The organism is Streptomyces sp. DSM 116793, assembly GCF_057320905.1.
In genome coordinates this window covers 6,969,175-6,985,204 of the sequence record NZ_CM170494.1, presented here as the reverse complement: position 1 = coordinate 6,985,204, position 16,030 = coordinate 6,969,175, and the positions used below count along the sequence as shown (strand labels likewise).

Sequence of the window (16,030 nt, the reverse complement as noted above, 5' to 3'; positions counted from 1 at the left end):
CCAGCCCTTACGAACCCTCAGACGATTTCGGTGTCGAGAACCTGGGGACTGGCGGGGGGACCCTCGTCGAGCAGCGTGCGCAGCAGCTCGGCGAGTCTGGTCGGATACACCGTCTCACGTGCTTCGGAGAGTTCCCGGCACGTCCACCAGCGCGCTCCCACGACGCTGCGCTGCTCTAGGTTTGTGAGTTTGGTCGCACGGGTCATGGTCTGGGTTGTATGGGCGAGGTAGTACCACTCGTCCTGGTCCCAGCGCCGGCCCGCGAAGGGAAACGAACAGATCCGGCGCCACAGCACCGGGCCCAGCTCCACATCGGTGATGCCGGTCTCCTCCGCGAGCTCGCGGAGCGCGGCCTGCTCCCGGGTCTCGTCGCCCTCCAGGCCGCCGCCGGGCGTGAACCACCAGTCGTCGGCCGCATCGCCCGGCTCGTGCCCGTGAAGCAGCAGGATCCGGTCCCGAGGGTCGAGGAGCACCACCCTGGCCACCCGCCGCAGCGGCCCGCCACCCGGCCCGACAGGTGCCCCAGCGGCGCCACCCGGCCCGTCTCCGAGCGGCCCGCCAGGGGCACCACCCGGCTCGTCCGAGGCACCTCCCGACGCGTCCCAGGCGCCCTCCGGACCCGGCACGCCCGAGGCGCCACCCGGCCCGCCCCGGGCCGCCCTACGCAGGGCCGGTCCGCCCCGGGCCGGCCCACCCGGTGGACCGCCCGACACGTCCGGACAACCGTCCGGACAACCGCCCGGAGAACCACCCGGCACGCCAGGCGCAGGCTCAGCCGACACCGGCCAGCTCCCCGCGCCCGCTCCTGCCGCTGCGACTGCGGCCGCCCAGGCGGCCTGCGACCGGGCCCCAGGCGGCGCCGCCGAGGATCAGCACGGCGCCGACCACGACCATGGTGAGCACGGTGGTGAGGGGGCCCGGGTGGGAGAGCCCGCCGGGCAGGGCGGCGAAGCCCGTGGGGCGTTCGAGCATGCCGCGCAGCGGCCACGCGACGGCGTCGACCCGGGCGTCCACCGCGCTGCGCGGCACGGAGCCGTTGCCCGCGTCCTGGAGGTGCATGCTGGAGTCGAGCGAGCCGCGCCGCTGGTCGCCGAGGACGAACAGGCGGCCCTGGGGGACGGTGGTGGTGGGTATTCCGCTCACGGAGGCGGGCTGGCCCTTGGCGAGGTACGGCTCGGAGATCTCCTTGCCGTTCACGGTCAGCTTGCCGTCGGTGCAGCAGGCCACCTTGTCGCCGCCGACCCCGACGACCCGCTTGACCAGGGGGAGGTCGCCCCAGCTGGAGTCGGTGAAGACGACCACGTCGCCGCGGTGCACCTGGCTGCCGTCGATGCGCTGGGCGAGCACCCGGTCACCCGCGTCGATGGTGGGGGTCATGGAGCCGGTGGGCACGGTATAGGGCCGGTAGACGACGGCCCCCCATATGAAGCCGCCTAGGAAGAGCACACAGCCGAGGGCGACGGCCAGCCCCGACAGCGTGCTGCCGAGCCGTCCGGTGCCCTCGTGTGTACGACGCGTCCCGCTCATTCCTGTGCTCCACCCAGTTCGGAGAATCGATCCCGCGGGCACACGGCGGCCCCGGAAGATCGGCGATCTGGGACGGCACCCTACCGGGCGGTACTGACGCCAGAAAGCCTGGTGTCGGTACCGTCCGCGAGGCCGGGTGCCGCAGCCCGGCAGAGGGGCGGCTCATCCGGCAAGGGCGGGGCGGCGGCCCAGCCCGCGGGATCGCGTCCCTCGCCCACGAGACCGCCTCCCTCGCCCGCGGGACCGCTTCCCCTGCCCGCAGGACGGTGTGCCGGAGCAGGCAAGGACCGTGCGCTTCAGCAGGCGAGGGCCAGGCGAGGGCAGAGAGTGGCCCGTGGGGACGGCAACCGCCCACCGGCCTGTGGCCCGGATACGGCAGAGAGTGCTCTTTCGGGTCTGTGGCGATCCGCAGGCCTCGTCGTGGCCGTCCCCCCGTGCCAGGGAGGCGTGAGAGGAACCCAAGCGCGGTTCCCCCCGCCCCTGCCCCTCCCGGGGCGCCTTCACCACCCCGGAGAGGAACCCCGACGGTGGCTCACCTGCGGACGTCGGCGCCTCGCGCCGCACTCCCGGCGGAGCGGGAGACCGCGCGCCTCCTGCGCCAGAGCACCAGCGGCACCGCGCCGGCGAGCCCCAGCGCGCCGGGCGCCGCCGCGGCCGCGGCGTTGATGCCGGGCTGGTCGAAGGTGTGCGGGACCGGCAGGGTCGCCCAGCGGTCGGGCGGCCAGGCGATCACGACGGCGCGGCCGACGACATTGCCCACGGGCACGAAGCCGCCGTTCTTGTCGTGCTGGTGGTACCGGGAGTCCAGGGAGTTCTGGCGGTGATCGCCCATGACCCAGATTTTACCCTTGGGTACCGTGACCTTGAACTGGCCGCCCTGGTCGTCGGCGCTGCACGGGGTGTTGCCGGCGTAGATGTACGAGTCGTCCAAGGGCTTGCCGTTGACCTTCAGGGGCCCGGTGCCGTTGCACTCCACGGTGTCGCCCCCGACGCCGATGACCCGCTTGATCAGGTCCTTCTCGTCGGCGGACGGCATCAGGCCGATCCAGCTCAGGGCCGTCTGCACGGCGTTCGGCTTGGGGGTGGGCTCGCCGCTGAGCCAGTTGTCGGGGTCGTGGAAGACGACGACCTCGCCGCGCTGGGGCTGGGCGCCGAACCAGGGCGTGAGCTTGTCCACCAGCACCCGGTCGCCGATCTGGAGGGTGTTCTCCATGGAGGCCGACGGGATCGAGAACGCCTGCACGAGGAACGTCTTGATCAGGAGCGCCAGCACCAGCGCGATGACGACGAGAAGCGGCAGCTCCTTCCAGAAGGAGCGCTGCTTGGTCTCCTTCTCCCGGGCGTGCGAGCCCGAGCGGTGGCTGCCCTCACCTGCTCCCTGATCAGGCAGGGGGCTCATGCCGTCCGCCTCGGCGCCGGGCGCGTCGGGCGCGCTCGCCGTGTCGTGCCGGGGGCCGGACGATCGCCCTTCGGGGTCCTGCGAACGCGCTCCGTGAGCATCCGGAAGGCCACCGGTGCCTTCCGGCCGCTCCTCGGGGCCATCGTGTCCGGACCGTGTGCCGACCGCCACATCCCCCACATCCACTCCTCACTCCGTGCCGCCGCCTGCCCCGGATCCGGTGCAAGCCCACCACTCCCATAACGAGCGGGAGTTCCGCAGGGGTCGGGAGGGTTCCGTCGGGATCCGCGGGGGCCACCCTATGCGAGATACCTGTGGACGCGGCCGAGGCACCGCTCGCGTCGGGTACGCGCGCGTAGGTGCCGGGCTCCTCCAGGCTGCGCCAGTGGCTCACCGGCCAGGCTATGACCCGGGCACGGCCCACGACGCTGTCGAGGGAGACGGTGCCGCTGTAGGCCTCGGTGCGGTGGTAGCGGGAGTCGGCGGACCTGGCCCTGTGGTCGCCCATGACGAACAGCCTTCCCGGCGGCACCGTCAGGTTGAAGGCGAAGTCGGAGGGCCTGTTGCCGGGGTAGATGTACGGCTCGTTGAGGGGGACGCCGTTGACGGTGACGCGCCCCTCGCCGTCGCAGCACTTCACCGTGTCGCCGCCGACCGCGACAACGCGTTTGATCAGGTCGCGCTCATTGTCGGAGGGCAGCAGGCCGATGAAGGACAGTGCCTCTTTGACCTGCTTGACGCCGACCGGGTCGCTCTTCTTCTGGCCCTGCTCCTGGTCGAGCCAGTGATTGGGGTCCCTGAAGACGACGACGTCGCCGCGGTGGGGCTCGGCGCCGAACCAGGGCGTGAGCTTGTCCACCAGCACCCGGTCGCCGACGCGGATGGTCTCCTCCATGGAACCGGAGGGGATCACGAAGGCCTGGACGAGGAAGGTCTTGAGGACCAGGGCTATGAGAACGGCCACACCTATGAGGAGGGGTATCTCCTTGAGGGTCGAGCGCCGTCTGCGGCGTCTGACCTTGCGGGCGAGCTTGCGGCGCTCGGCCCGGCCCCCGTGCGGGCGCGCACCGGCCGGCGCGGTGCTGCCCGCGTGACGGCCGAACCGGGAACGTCCGCGGTTACCCATGGACACCGCCCCAGCGGCCGGCCGGCCAGACGATCCACTCCGCCTTGCCTATGACGGCGTGCACGGGGACCATGCCGCCGCCCGGTCCGCCCAGGTGGTCGCGGGAGTCGCTGGAGTCGCTCCTGTGGTCGCCGAGCAGGAAGAGGGTGCCCTCGGGCACGGTCACGTCGAACGGCGCCTCGGAGGGGGCGTCTTTCGGGTACAGATAGCCCCTCTCGTCGACCGCCGCGCCGTTCACCTCGATCCTCCCCTGGCTGTCGCAGCAGACCACATGGTCTCCCCCCACTCCCACGACTCGCTTGACGTAGTCGCCGGCGCCGAAGTATCCGCTGCCGTCGAAGACGACGACGTCACCGCGCCGTGGCTCCGTCCCGAAACGGTACGCCACCTTGTTGACGAGTACACGATCCCCGACGTGCAGTCCGGGCTCCATGGAGCGGCTGGGGATCTCGAAGGGCTGCAGGACGAACCGGGCCGTGAGCAGCATGAGTACCACGCACAACAGCGCGGCGGCCGTGAGACGGCCACCGGGCAACCGATCCCGCAGCGCCCCCACCGACACCCGCCCGGAGCCTCCGGGCACGCGCGCGGGGCTCGCGTCCGGCGGCCCGCCCGCGGGGTCCCCCTGCCCCCGCGCGGAGCCCTCGGCCGCAGGTCCCCGCGCCGAGTCCCCCGCCGCCGGGGCACCCGCGGGGTCCCCGGCGGCCGACGCCCGCAGGCGGCCCCCTGGCCCTGGCGCCGACACACGCGCGGAGCGCGACCCCTCCCCCGCCGGGCCCTCTTCAGAGGACGGGCGGGAGGGATCGCGCTCCGCGGGGTGCGCCTCGGTGTCCATCGGGCCAGATGCTATCCGGCCCGGCCAGGGAGCCTCGGGCGCGCTCAGCTCTCGCGCTTCTCCTTGATCTTCGCGGCCTTCCCGCGCAGGTCACGGAGGTAGTACAGCTTGGCACGGCGGACGTCACCGCGCGTGACGAGCTCGATCTTCTCGACGATCGGGGTGTGCACCGGGAAGGTGCGCTCGACGCCCACGGAGAAGGAGACCTTGCGGACCGTGAAGGTCTCACGGACGCCGGCGCCCTGGCGGCGGATCACCACGCCCTTGAACTGCTGCACACGGGAGCGGTTGCCCTCGATGACGCGGACGTGGACGTTCACGGTGTCGCCCGGGCGGAAGGCCGGGATGTCGGTGCGCAGCGACGCGCTGTCGACGGAGTCGAGCAGGTGGGACATGGGAGTCTGCTTTCTTCGCCGATGCCACAGGTCATCGGCGGGAAGTCGATGAGACGGTGAGTGCGGTGCTCGCCGGGGCGGGCGTCGTGTCCCCCTGTGGCAGGGGCGCACGCCCGACGAAGTGCAACAGCGCACCATTCTTCCATGCGCCGGGGCTGCGCCCAAATCGACGGCCTGCGCCGCTGCGCCGTGCTCAGCCGTGCGGGGCGCTCAGCCGGTCGTGCGGCACCTGAGAGCCTGGGCCCCGCCGTGCGGCCTGAGAGCCTGAGCCCCCGCCGTGCGGCCCCGAGAAGCCCACGTCCCGCCGTTGCGGCCCCTGCGGGGCCCCGCCGTGCCGCCTTCAGCCCCGCCGTACGGTCCCCGCGGCGGGCGTGGGCTCCTCGGGGGCGTCGTCCGCCCCGGGGTCCGGCTGCGGGCCACGCAGGTACCGTCCGCCGGGGCCCGGGTACCAGCCGAGGGCGGCCAGGGTGGCGCGGTCGTGCTTGTCGAAGGCCTCCGGGTCGCAGCGCTCGATGAGGTCGGGGCGGTGCTCCGCGGTGCGGCGCAGGGCCTCGTCCCTGCGCCAGCGGGCGATCCTGCCGTGGTGGCCGCTGACCAGCACCTCGGGGACGCCCCGGCCGCGCCACACCGGGGGCTTGGTGTAGACGGGGCCTTCCAGGAGGTCGGCCATGGCGCCGGGCGCGAAGGAGTCGTCGCGGTGCGACTCGGCGTTGCCCAGCACGCCGGGCAGCAGCCGGGCGACGGCCTCCACCATCACCAGGACGGCCGCTTCGCCGCCCGCGAGGACGTAGTCGCCGATGGAGAGCTCCAGGACGGGCATGCGGGTCGCGTACTCGTCGACGACGCGGCGGTCGATGCCCTCGTACCGGGCGGGGGTGAAGATCAGCCAGGGCCGCTCGGAGAGGTGGACGGCCGCCTCCTGGGTGAACGGGCGCCCACTCGGGGTGGGCACGACGAGCACCGGGCGTCCGGCGCCGCGCTCGTAGCCGTCGGCGACGACGGTGTCCAGGGCCTCGCCCCACGGGTCCGTCTTCATGACCATCCCGGGGCCGCCGCCGTAGGGCGTGTCGTCGACCGTGTTGTGCCGGTCGTGGGCCCACTGCCGCAGGTCGTGGACGCGGACGTCGAGCTGTCCGCGCGCGCGTGCCTTGCCGACGAGGGAGACGTCCAGCGGGTCGAGGTACTCGGGGAAGATCGTGACGACGTCGAGCCGCATCAGGCGCCGTCCTGGTCGCGCGAGGAGCGCACGGTGCGCGAGGGGCGCGTGGAGACGGTCTCTGCGCCGTCATCGCCCTGGCCGCCATCGGCGTCGGCCCCGGCGTCGGCGTCGGCGTCGGCGTCGGCGTCGGCGTCGGCGTCGGCGTCGACCTCGGCACGTTCGTCATCCGCACCTGGGCGACCGCCATCCGTGCGACCGCCATCCGTGCGGCCGCCATCCGTGCGACCGCCATCCGTGCGACCGCCATCCGTGCGACCGCCATCCGTGCGGCCGCCATCCGCATCCGAGCGATCGTCGTCCGCCCGGTCGTCGACGAGACCGGGCGGCGGGTCGATGATCGCCTTCTGCTCCGCCAGGTCGATCTCCTTGACGATCTCCTCGACGAACGGGACGAACACCTCGCCGCCGTCCGGCCGGGCCACGACGAACAGGTCCTGGGAGGGCAGGTGCGAGATCTCGGTGATCCGCCCGATGCCGGTGCCGTCCACGGTGACGACGTCGAGGTCGATCAGCTGGTGGTCGTAGTACTCGTCCGGGTCCTCGGGAAGCTCGTCCGGATCCACATCGGCGATGAGCAGGGTGTTGCGCAGTGCCTCGGCGGCGTTGCGGTCCGTCACTCCCGCGAAGCGCAGCAGCAGCCGGCCGCTGTGCACGCGGCCGGTCTCGATGGTGAGCGGCCCCGCGGCGGCCGGGTCGGTGGTGAGCACGGCGCCGGGGGCGAGCCGCAGCTCGGGTTCGTCGGTGCGCACCTCGACGGTGACCTCGCCCTTGATGCCATGGGCGCGGCCCACCCGGGCGACTACAAGCTGCACGGTGTCCGACTCTCCTGATCGTGTCCTGTACGGCCGCGGTCGTGTGCTGTACGGCCTTGTTGCATGCTGTGCCCCACAACGGCGCTCAACGACGACATCGGGCCGGGGACGGCCCGAGCGGCCCGTCCCCGGCCCGAGCCGGTGCTGCAGTGTGCCGGTGAACTCAGTGAACCTGGTCCACGTCGACGAGGTCGACGCGGATGCCACGGCCACCGATGGCGCCCACGACCGTGCGCAGTGCGCGGGCCGTGCGGCCATTGCGGCCGATCACCTTGCCGAGGTCGTCCGGGTGCACCCGGACCTCCAGGACGCGCCCGCGGCGCAGGTTGCGGGAGGCCACCTGTACGTCGTCGGGGTTGTCGACGATGCCCTTCACGAGGTGCTCGAGAGCCTCCTCAAGCATGCTCAGGCCTCGGTCGACGCGGCGTCGGACGCAGCCTCGGACTCGTCCGCCTTCTTGTCTGCCTTCTTCTTCTGCGTGATGGCCTCGCCCTTGGCCTCGTCGTCACCGCCGAGGGCCTCGAAGGTGGGCCGGGCGGCCTTCTCCGCGGGCTGCAGCAGCGGCGCGGGGGCGGGCTCGCCCTTGAACTTCTGCCAGTCGCCGGTCTTCTTGAGGATGGCGAGGACGGGCTCGGTCGGCTGGGCGCCCACGGAGAGCCAGTACGCCACGCGCTCGGCGTCGACCTCGATGCGCGAGGGGTTCTGCACCGGGTGGTACAGGCCGATCTCCTCGATGGCCCGGCCGTCACGGCGGGTACGGGAGTCGGCGACGACGATGCGGTAGTGAGGCGAACGGATCTTGCCCAGACGCTTCAGCTTGATCTTGACTGCCACGGGAGTGGGTTCTCCTGGTTTGACGTGGTGGGCACAGCGGGATGGCCGCGTGGGGCTGCGGTACCCGAGGTGGCCCGATGGACGCGTCAGCCGGAGGAGAGAGGGGTCCTGTGCGGCTGTCGAGTACAGCCAGCCATTGTGCCACACCTGGAAGGGCCCACCGAACCAGCGGACGGCGCCCCGGGGCGGGGCGCAACTGAGTACGGGGCGGCCCCCGGCGACGCCGGTGGGGGCGTCGGCCGGGGCGGCCCTGGATGGGGCAGGGTCAGCCGTGAGGGCGCTGCCCTGCGGGACGCGGCGGGCGCACGGGGAGCCCGCAAGGGAACTGTCAGCGCGCCCCGGCGCCGACCACCTCCGGAATCCGGAAGGGCTTGCCGCAGCCGCCGCAGACGATGGGGGCCTGCGCCAGCACGGACGGCACGACGCGGACATTGCGCCCGCAGTCGCACACAGCCTTGACCCGGACGCCGCCGCCGGACGAACCGTGGCGCCCCGCGGGGCCACGGAAGCTGCCGGCGGAGTCGCGCTCGGTGGCCGCCGAGTGCGCCTTGAGGGCGCGCTGGAGTCGCTCGATGGTGGGACGGTAACGCCTTCTGGCCTCGGGCTTGAGACTCACCAGGGAGAACCCGCTGCTCGGGTGGGGCTCCTCCGGGTGGTCGAGACCAAGCTCCTCGGCGATCGCGAGGAATCTGCGGTTGTGGTACCGGCCGGCGCGGGAGGTGTCACGCACCCCGCGGGCGGCCGCGATGCCATGGACTGCCTCGTGGAGGAGTCGCTCGAAGGAGAGTTCGGCGCCACAGGCGGACGACGACTCGCCGATCAGTGATTCGGGCGCGGCAAGATCTGGCAGCTCTGGGTGGTGCCGCTGAATTTCGGCCCATGCCCCTGCCAGCTCTGCGGCGAGAACAGGTGGTGTCGTGCTCACGTCGTGAGAACGATCCGGGGTGCCTCTGTGTTCCGATTCCGGGGCATCCCAAATATTTTGCACTTACCACTCAGTAAGCACTGATGCGCTGCGACGAGGACGGGCGCTCTGATCTGCGGATATGTCGCACAGCTCACACTAAGGCAGCACGTAGTGACACGTACGCAGCGCCCCTCAGGCAAAATCCGCGCGCCTCAGGCAAAGTCCGCACGCCGGGACGTTCGGCGCTCACGCCCTGGCACTCGTGCGCCCGGCGCCGCCGCATGTGCGGCGCGGGCGCGCTCCTCGCCAGGGCCGCGCATACCCCGCGTCGGCCTGTGCATGCCTCGCGTCGGAGTGCGCCTGGGCCGCACGTCAGGGTGCGGGTGGCGTCCGGTGGCACGGGGCCCGGGTCACGGGCGGGTGCCCCGTCCCCGGAGTGCACGGGCGGTGCCATGGCCCGGGTCACGGGTGCGGCGGTCGGCCCGGGTCACGGGCACGGCGCGCGGCGGACGCGGGCACCGCCGCGTACCGCGGAGGCACCGCGGAGCCGGAGACGCTCGGACGAGGTCGCACGGCAGCGCCCCGTGGGCCGGTCAGTAGGCGCGTCCCACGAGGGCGACATTACCGGGTGCGTCGTCGGCGTCAGGAACCGCCCCGTCCGGCGTCGTCAGGCACCGGACCGTGACGGCGTGCTCGGCGAGCCTGTCCTCGCCCGCCTCCCCCAGGGCCGCCCAGGGGATGCGGGCCCAGCCGCCGCTCCTGGCCGCCGCGATGGCCTCCCCGATGCCGGTGACGTCCGTGGTGCGGGCCTCGCGGCGTTCGCGGGACTGCCGCAGCAGCAGGGCCTGGTCGGCCTCCAGGAGCTCCGGCAGCAGTCCGGCGAGGCCGGCGAGGGCGACGGGCTGCTTGCCGCCGGGGATCCGGCGGGCCAGCGTCACGGTGCCCTCCGCGAGGTCGCGGGGGCCGACCTCGACGCGCAGCGGCACGCCCTTCAGCTCCCAGTCGACGGCGCGGCGGCCGAAGGGGGTGTCGGTGCGGTCGTCGACATGCACGCGGATGCCGGCGGCCGTCAGTGCGACGCCCAGCTCGCGGACCTTCGCCAGCACCGCCTCGTCGTCCTTGACGGCGAGGACCACGGCCTGGACGGGGGCCAGCCGGGGCGGGACACGCAGCCCGTGGTCGTCGCCGTGCGACATGATCAGTCCGCCGACCATCCGGGTGGACGCGCCCCAGGAGGTCTGCCAGACCGGTTCCTCCCGGCCGTCCCTGGAGAGGTAGCGGATCCCGAAGGCCTTGGCGAAGTTCTGTCCGAGTTCGTGGCTGGTGCCCATCTGGAGGGCCTTGCCGTCGCCCATCATCGCCTCCAGGGTGAGGGTGTTGACGGCTCCGGCGAACCGCTCCCCCGGGGTCTTGCGGCCGGGCACGACGTCGATGCCGAGGACGTTCACCATGAAGTCGGCGTAGACCTCGCGGTGGATGTGCGCCGCGTAGTCGCGGGCCTCCTCATAGCTGGCGTGGGCGGTGTGGCCCTCCTGCCACAGGAACTCGGTGGTGCGCAGGAACACCCGTGGGCGCATCTCCCAGCGGACCACGTTCGCCCACTGGTTGATGAGCAGGGGCAGATCGCGGTAGCTCTGCACCCACTTCGCGAACGAGGCGTTGACGATGGTCTCGGAGGTGGGCCGCACCACGGCGGGCTCCTCCAGGTCCTTGCCGCCGCCGTGGGTGACCACGGCCAGCTCGGCTGCGAAGCCCTCGACGTGCTCGGCCTCCCTGGTGAGGTACGACTGCGGGATCAGGAGCGGGAAATAGGCGTTGGCGGCGCCGGCCGCCTTGATGCGCGCGTCAAGCTCCTGCTGCATCCGCTCCCACAGGCCGTACCCGTACGGCCTGATGACCATGGTGCCGCGCACCGGGCCGTTCTCGGCGAGTTCGGCCTTGGTGACGAGGTCCTGGTACCAGCGCGGGAAGTCGTCTGCTCGGGGGGTGAGTACGGGTGCCTTGGCCATGGCGCGCATGCTACGGCGACGGGCACGTCTGCGGCCGCCGAGTCAGCCGGCGGCACGGCGGGACACTCCATGTGCGGCAGCCGGGGCGGCGGCCCCCGGCTGCCCGCGGGCCGCCGGAGCCGCTCAGCCCATGAACTTCTTGAACTCGTCCGGCAGCTCGAACGTCCCGTCGCCCTGGTCGCCGGGCGCGCCGAAGGCCTGGCCCTGCGCGGCGGCCTCGCGGCGTGCGGCGGCCTCCTGCTCCTGCTGCTTGCGCTTCATCGGGTTGCCCGAGCGCTGCTTGCCCTTGGCCGCCTTCTGCTTCTTGCGCTGGCGGCCGGGACCGCCGCCCATGCCCGGGATCCCCGGCATGCCGGGCATGCCCCCGCCCTGGGCCATCCGGGACATCATCTTGCGGGCCTCGAAGAACCGCTCCACCAGGTTCTTCACCGCGCCGACCTCGACGCCGGAGCCGCGTGCGATACGGGCGCGCCGGGAGCCGTTGATGATCGTGGGGTCCTGGCGCTCACCGGGGGTCATGGACTTGATGATCGCGGCGGTGCGGTCCACCTCGCGCTCGTCCACGTTCTGGATCTGGTCCCTGACCTGCGCCATGCCGGGGAGCATGCCGAGCAGCTTGCTGATGCTGCCCATCTTCCTGACCTGCTCCATCTGGGCCAGGAAGTCGTCGAGCGTGAAGTCCTTGCCCTTGGAGCTGGCCAGCTTGGCGGCCATCTTCTCGGCCTCTTGGCGGCTGAACGTCTGCTCCGCCTTCTCGATCAGGGTGAGCACGTCACCCATGCCGAGGATGCGGGACGCCATCCGGTCCGGGTGGAAGGCGTCGAAGTCGTCCAGCTTCTCGCCGTTGGAGGCGAACATGATCTGACGGCCGGTGACGTGCGCCACCGAGAGCGCGGCTCCGCCGCGGGCGTCGCCGTCGAGCTTGGAGAGCACCACGCCGTCGAAGCCGACGCCGTCCCTGAAGGCCTCGGCGGTGTTGACCGCGTCCTGGCCGATCATGGCGTCGACGACGAAGAGGATCTCGTCGGGGCTGATCGCGTCGCGGATGTCCGCGGCCTGCCGCATCAGCTCCTGGTCGATGCCGAGCCGGCCGGCGGTGTCGACGATGACGATGTCGTACTGCTTGGTCCGCGCGTGCTCGACGGAGTCCTTGGCGACCTGTACCGGGTCGCCGACGCCGTTGCCCGGCTGGGGGGCGTAGACGCCGACCTCGGCGCGCTCGGCGACGACCGTGAGCTGGTTCACGGCGTTCGGGCGCTGGAGGTCGCAGGCGACCAGCAGCGGGGTGTGGCCCTGGCTCGTCAGCCAGCGGCCGAGCTTGCCCGCGAGGGTGGTCTTGCCGGAACCCTGGAGTCCGGCCAGCATGATCACGGTCGGCGGCTGCTTGGCGAGGCGCAGGCGGCGGGTCTCGCCGCCGAGGATGCCGATCAGCTCCTCATTGACGATCTTGATGACCTGCTGGGCCGGGTTCAGCGCCTGGGAGACCTCCGCGCCGCTCGCCCGCTCCCGGACCTGCTTGATGAAGGCGCGCACCACGGGGAGCGCGACGTCCGCCTCGAGCAGCGCTATGCGGATCTCGCGCGCCGTGGCATCGATGTCCGCCTCGGAGAGCCTGCCTTTGCCGCGGAGGGATTTGAAGGTCGCTGACAGGCGGTCGGAGAGGGTATCGAACACGGCGGCGTAGGTCCTTGGTGTCGGCGATGGTCTGCGTCGTCCCCCAGGGTATCGGGCCCGGCGGCCGATCGTCCCGGCCTGATCGATCCGAGTGGGCCCGGGCGGCTTCGGTCACCCCCTCAGCACGGCCTCCAGGGAGCCCGCCACGGCGCCCGCGCGCTCCGTGCCGAGCGGCAGGCCGTCGGCGCCGGTCACATAGAACGCGTCGACCGCGTTCGCGCCGAGCGTGGACACGTGTGCGCTGCGCACCCGGACGCCCGCCGCGTCCAGCGCGCGCCCCACGCGGTGCAGCAGCCCCGGCGCGTCCTGCGCACGCACCTCGATGACGGTGGCGCGGCGCGAGCCGGTGGGCGCGACGGTCACCCTCGGGGGCGGCGGTGCGCTGCCGCGGCGCCGCGGGTAGGCGGCGTCCCGCTCGGCGAGGCGGCCGGCGATGTCCAGGGAGCCGTCCAGCGCCCGCACCAGGTCGGCGCGGAGCCGGGTGGCCTGCGGGAGGGAGCCGTACTCGGCGGCGACCCGCCAGTCCAGCAGCAGGACGGCCCGGGGTGGCGGGGCGGCGTCCGGGCCGCCGGCTGCCCGGACGCCGGGCGCTCCGCCGTCTGTCGCGGGTGTGCGCGGCGCCCGCTCCGCGGCCGGCTCCGCGAGGTCGTCGGGCAGCTCTTTCACGCGCAGCTCGGCGGTGCGCACCGTCAGCCGGTGCAGGGCGAGCACGCCCGCGACCGCCGGCAGCACCCCGGGCTGTTCGGGGACGGCGACCAGCAGCTCGGCGCCGAGCGGCTCCGGCTCGCCGGGCGTGCCGGCCGGGCCGGCCGGGCCGGTGGGGCCGGTGGGGCCGGTGGGGCCGGTGGGGCCGGCCGCGGGGAGGTCCTCCGCGGCGGCCACTCCGTGCGCGCCGTCGCCCGGGGACTCGGGCCGGGCCCGCAGCCGCAGCACGGGCCCGGCGGTGCGGAACGCCTCCATGGCGAGCCGCTCCTGCTCGGCGGTGGGCGCGGACGGCTCGGGCGCGGCGGGCGCCCGGCCCGAGAGCACCCCGGCGGCCCGCCGCACCAGGTCGGCGACGAGCCCGCCACGCCAGGACGACCAGGCGGCGGGGCCGGTGGCCAGCGCGTCGGCCTCGGTGAGGGCGTGCAGCAGCTCCAGGGTGCCGGTGCTGCCCACCGCGTCGGTGACGGTGGCGACGGTCGCGGGGTCGTCCAGGTCACGCCGGGTGGCGGTCTCGACGAGCAGCAGGTGGTGGCGGACGAGGGTGGTGATCACGGCGGTGTCGGCGGCGTCGAAGCCGATCCCGGCGGCGATCCGCGCGGCGAGCGCGGCGCCCGCCTCGGAGTGGTCGCCGTCCCTGCCCTTGCCGATGTCGTGCAGCAGGGCGGCGACGAGCAGCAGGTCGGGACGGCCCACCCGGCGGGTCAGCGCGGCGGCGCGTACCGCGGTCTCCACCAGGTGCCGGTCGACGGTCCAGGTGTGCACGGCGTTGCGCTGGGGGCGGCAGCGCACCCACTCCCAGTCCGGCAGCAACCTGCTGATCAGCCCCTCCGCGTCCAGTGCCTCCCACACCTCGACGGTGGGCCGGCCGGCGCCCAGCAGGGTCACCAGCCGGTCGCGGGCCTCGGAGGGCCAGGGGGTGGGCAGCGGCCGGGTGGTGGCGGCGAGCCTGCGCACCGCGTGCAGGGAGAGCGGCAGCCCGGCCTGGGCGGCCGCCGCGGCGGCCCGCAGCGGCAGGACCGGGTCGTGCTCGGGGCGTGCGGTGCGGGCGAGCACGGCCTCGCCGTCCTGCTCGACGACGCCTTCGGCGAGCGGGGTGCGCTCCGGCTGCGCGGCGCCGCCCCGGCCGAAGCCGCCGCGGGTGAGGACGCCGCGCAGCCGGGGCCGCCGGGAGCGGGAGCGCAGCACCCGGCCCACCTCGCGCCAGGTGACGTCGCTCGCGTAGGCGATGGTGCGGGCGGCCTCGTAGACGGTGCGCAGCAGGGCGTCCGCGTCGGGCAGGCCGAGGGCGTCGGCGACCTGGTCCTGCTCCTGGAGGCTGAGCCGGTCGGTGGCGCGCCCGGTGGCCAGGTGCAGGGCGTCGCGGGTGTCGAGCAGGGTCCGCCGGGCGTCGGCGAGGCCCTCGCGGGGAGCGTCGGCGAGCCAGGAGGCGGCGACGGCGCGCAGGGCGGTGGCGTCGCGCAGCCCGCCGCGGGCCTCCTTCAGGTCGGGTTCGAGGAGGTAGCGCAGTTCGCCCTGACGGGCGGCCCGCTCGGCACACAGCTCACGCAGTTCGGGCAGCCGCTTGGCGGCCTGGTTGCGCCAGTCGGCCAGAAGGGTGGTGCGCAGTTCGGCGCTGAGCCCCGGGTCGCCCGCGAGGTGGCGCGCGTCCAGCAGGCCGAGGTGGACCTTCAGGTCGCCGCCGGCGGTCCTGCGGGCCTCGGCGGGGGTGCGCACCGAGTGGTCGAGCGCGAGTCCGAGGTCCCAGACGGGGTACCAGATGCGGTCGGCGAGCGCGGCCACGGCGGCCGGGTCGGCGCGGGTGTCGTACAGCAGCAGGAGGTCGAGGTCGCTGCGCGGGGACAGCTCACCGCGGCCGTAACCGCCGACGGCGACCAGGCTGACGCCGGGCAGTCCGGCCGCGGCGCGCGTGAACAGACCGCCGAGCCAGGCGTCGGTGAGCCCGGCGAGGGCGGCGCGGCGCGCGGAGCCGGCCGGCTCGTCCCGGGTGAGCAGGCGCAACCGGGCCGCGGGGTAACCGTCGGCCTCCGGGTCGGGGAGGCCGGCCTCGGCGTCGGGTTTCGGGTCTTCCGGCTTCCGGTCGCCGGGCTTCACGTCTTCAGCCTTCCGGTCTTCAGCCCTCCGGTGTTCAGGCCTGTGGTCATCGCCGCGGCCGTCGTCCCCGCCGCGGCCATCGTGCGTGTGATGGCCATCGTGCGTGTGACGGCCGTCGTGCCCGCCTCGGTCGACGTGCGTGTGACGGCCGTCGAGCTCGCCGCGGTCGATGTCTTCGTCACGGTCGACGTGCTCGTCACGGTCATGGCGTGCGCCAGGGTCGTCGCGTTCAGCACGATCGTCGCGAGCGGCACGATCATCACGGTCGTCCCGTCCGCCATGCTCGTCGCGGTCATTGCGTTCGTCCACGCTGGTCACCAGGTGACTCCTGCCGTTTCGGCCCCCTCGTCCATGTGCGGTGCCGCCACACCCGGCGGGCGGTGGCCCTGCGGGGGCGGCGGGGCGACCGGCCGCCGGGCCGCCGGATGCCGGCCGCCGGTCGCCACTCCGGGGCGATCGGTCGTGCCCGGCCGCCACCCCGGATGCCCGGGCGCCCG

At 73.6% G+C, this 16,030-nt stretch carries 14 protein-coding genes and 1 pseudogene; all 15 read right to left on the bottom strand.

Features of this window, described 5'->3' with window-relative positions:
- Positions 1-17: 17 nt before the first annotated feature.
- The 15 genes and pseudogenes from ACSMXW_RS27500 to ACSMXW_RS27430 all read right to left on the bottom strand — a co-directional run bounded on the left by ACSMXW_RS27500 (position 18) and on the right by ACSMXW_RS27430 (position 15,829).
- Positions 18-494 carry an NUDIX hydrolase gene (locus ACSMXW_RS27500; RefSeq protein WP_485808353.1) on the bottom strand — a complete coding sequence of 159 codons (477 nt, stop codon included), beginning with the start codon at positions 492-494 and terminating at the stop codon, positions 18-20.
- Positions 495-771: 277 nt separating this feature from the next.
- Positions 772-1,527 carry a signal peptidase I gene (gene lepB / locus ACSMXW_RS27495; protein ID WP_485800162.1) on the bottom strand — a complete coding sequence of 252 codons (756 nt, stop codon included), beginning with the start codon at positions 1,525-1,527 and terminating at the stop codon, positions 772-774.
- A 532-nt stretch (positions 1,528-2,059) separates the two neighbouring features.
- On the bottom strand, positions 2,060-2,926 hold the full coding sequence (lepB, locus tag ACSMXW_RS27490) for a signal peptidase I (protein WP_485800160.1): 867 nt from the start codon (positions 2,924-2,926) through the stop codon (positions 2,060-2,062).
- A complete protein-coding gene (gene lepB, locus ACSMXW_RS27485) occupies positions 2,910-4,052 on the bottom strand; it encodes a signal peptidase I (protein ID WP_485800158.1) in 1,143 nt (380 codons plus the stop codon). The genes lepB (ACSMXW_RS27490) and lepB (ACSMXW_RS27485) overlap by 17 nt, the downstream gene beginning before the upstream one ends.
- Positions 4,045-4,635, bottom strand: coding sequence for a signal peptidase I (gene lepB / locus ACSMXW_RS27480; RefSeq protein WP_485800157.1), 591 nt, complete (start codon positions 4,633-4,635; stop codon positions 4,045-4,047). The genes lepB (ACSMXW_RS27485) and lepB (ACSMXW_RS27480) overlap by 8 nt, the downstream gene beginning before the upstream one ends.
- A gap of 296 nt (positions 4,636-4,931) precedes the next feature.
- Entirely contained in the window at positions 4,932-5,282 is a 351-nt protein-coding gene (rplS, locus tag ACSMXW_RS27475; protein ID WP_485800155.1) for a 50S ribosomal protein L19, read from the bottom strand.
- Positions 5,283-5,622: 340 nt separating this feature from the next.
- Positions 5,623-6,498 carry a tRNA (guanosine(37)-N1)-methyltransferase TrmD gene (gene trmD, locus ACSMXW_RS27470; protein ID WP_485800153.1) on the bottom strand — a complete coding sequence of 292 codons (876 nt, stop codon included), beginning with the start codon at positions 6,496-6,498 and terminating at the stop codon, positions 5,623-5,625.
- A gap of 299 nt (positions 6,499-6,797) precedes the next feature.
- Positions 6,798-7,313: pseudogene (gene rimM, locus ACSMXW_RS27465) on the bottom strand (ribosome maturation factor RimM); the annotation flags it as partial.
- 163 nt (positions 7,314-7,476) lie between these two features.
- Positions 7,477-7,716 carry an RNA-binding protein gene (locus tag ACSMXW_RS27460; RefSeq protein ID WP_018850017.1) on the bottom strand — a complete coding sequence of 80 codons (240 nt, stop codon included), beginning with the start codon at positions 7,714-7,716 and terminating at the stop codon, positions 7,477-7,479.
- A 2-nt stretch (positions 7,717-7,718) separates the two neighbouring features.
- Positions 7,719-8,147, bottom strand: coding sequence for a 30S ribosomal protein S16 (gene rpsP / locus ACSMXW_RS27455; protein ID WP_485800151.1), 429 nt, complete (start codon positions 8,145-8,147; stop codon positions 7,719-7,721).
- A 328-nt stretch (positions 8,148-8,475) separates the two neighbouring features.
- Positions 8,476-9,072 carry a hypothetical protein gene (locus ACSMXW_RS27450; RefSeq protein ID WP_485800150.1) on the bottom strand — a complete coding sequence of 199 codons (597 nt, stop codon included), beginning with the start codon at positions 9,070-9,072 and terminating at the stop codon, positions 8,476-8,478.
- A 575-nt stretch (positions 9,073-9,647) separates the two neighbouring features.
- A complete protein-coding gene (gene proS, locus ACSMXW_RS27445) occupies positions 9,648-11,063 on the bottom strand; it encodes a proline--tRNA ligase (protein ID WP_485800149.1) in 1,416 nt (471 codons plus the stop codon).
- 123 nt (positions 11,064-11,186) lie between these two features.
- On the bottom strand, positions 11,187-12,737 hold the full coding sequence (ffh, locus tag ACSMXW_RS27440; protein ID WP_485800148.1) for a signal recognition particle protein: 1,551 nt from the start codon (positions 12,735-12,737) through the stop codon (positions 11,187-11,189).
- Positions 12,738-12,848: 111 nt separating this feature from the next.
- On the bottom strand, positions 12,849-15,533 hold the full coding sequence (locus ACSMXW_RS27435) for a [protein-PII] uridylyltransferase (protein ID WP_485800147.1): 2,685 nt from the start codon (positions 15,531-15,533) through the stop codon (positions 12,849-12,851).
- Positions 15,530-15,829 (bottom strand): hypothetical protein, encoded by a 300-nt coding sequence (locus ACSMXW_RS27430; protein WP_485800145.1) that lies wholly within the window; start codon positions 15,827-15,829, stop codon positions 15,530-15,532. Before ACSMXW_RS27430 ends, ACSMXW_RS27435 begins: the two co-directional genes overlap by 4 nt.
- Positions 15,830-16,030 lie beyond the last annotated feature (201 nt).

Coding starts and splice junctions, on each gene's coding strand:
- lepB (WP_485800162.1), bottom strand. CDS start 1,527: ATGAGCGGGACGCGTCGTACACACGAGGGCACCGGACGGCTCGGCAGC.
- proS (WP_485800149.1), bottom strand. CDS start 11,063: ATGGCCAAGGCACCCGTACTCACCCCCCGAGCAGACGACTTCCCGCGC.
- lepB (WP_485800160.1), bottom strand. CDS start 2,926: ATGAGCCCCCTGCCTGATCAGGGAGCAGGTGAGGGCAGCCACCGCTCG.
- trmD (WP_485800153.1), bottom strand. CDS start 6,498: ATGCGGCTCGACGTCGTCACGATCTTCCCCGAGTACCTCGACCCGCTG.
- ACSMXW_RS27430 (WP_485800145.1), bottom strand. CDS start 15,829: ATGACCGCGACGAGCATGGCGGACGGGACGACCGTGATGATCGTGCCG.
- rplS (WP_485800155.1), bottom strand. CDS start 5,282: ATGTCCCACCTGCTCGACTCCGTCGACAGCGCGTCGCTGCGCACCGAC.
- lepB (WP_485800158.1), bottom strand. CDS start 4,052: ATGGGTAACCGCGGACGTTCCCGGTTCGGCCGTCACGCGGGCAGCACC.
- ACSMXW_RS27460 (WP_018850017.1), bottom strand. CDS start 7,716: ATGCTTGAGGAGGCTCTCGAGCACCTCGTGAAGGGCATCGTCGACAAC.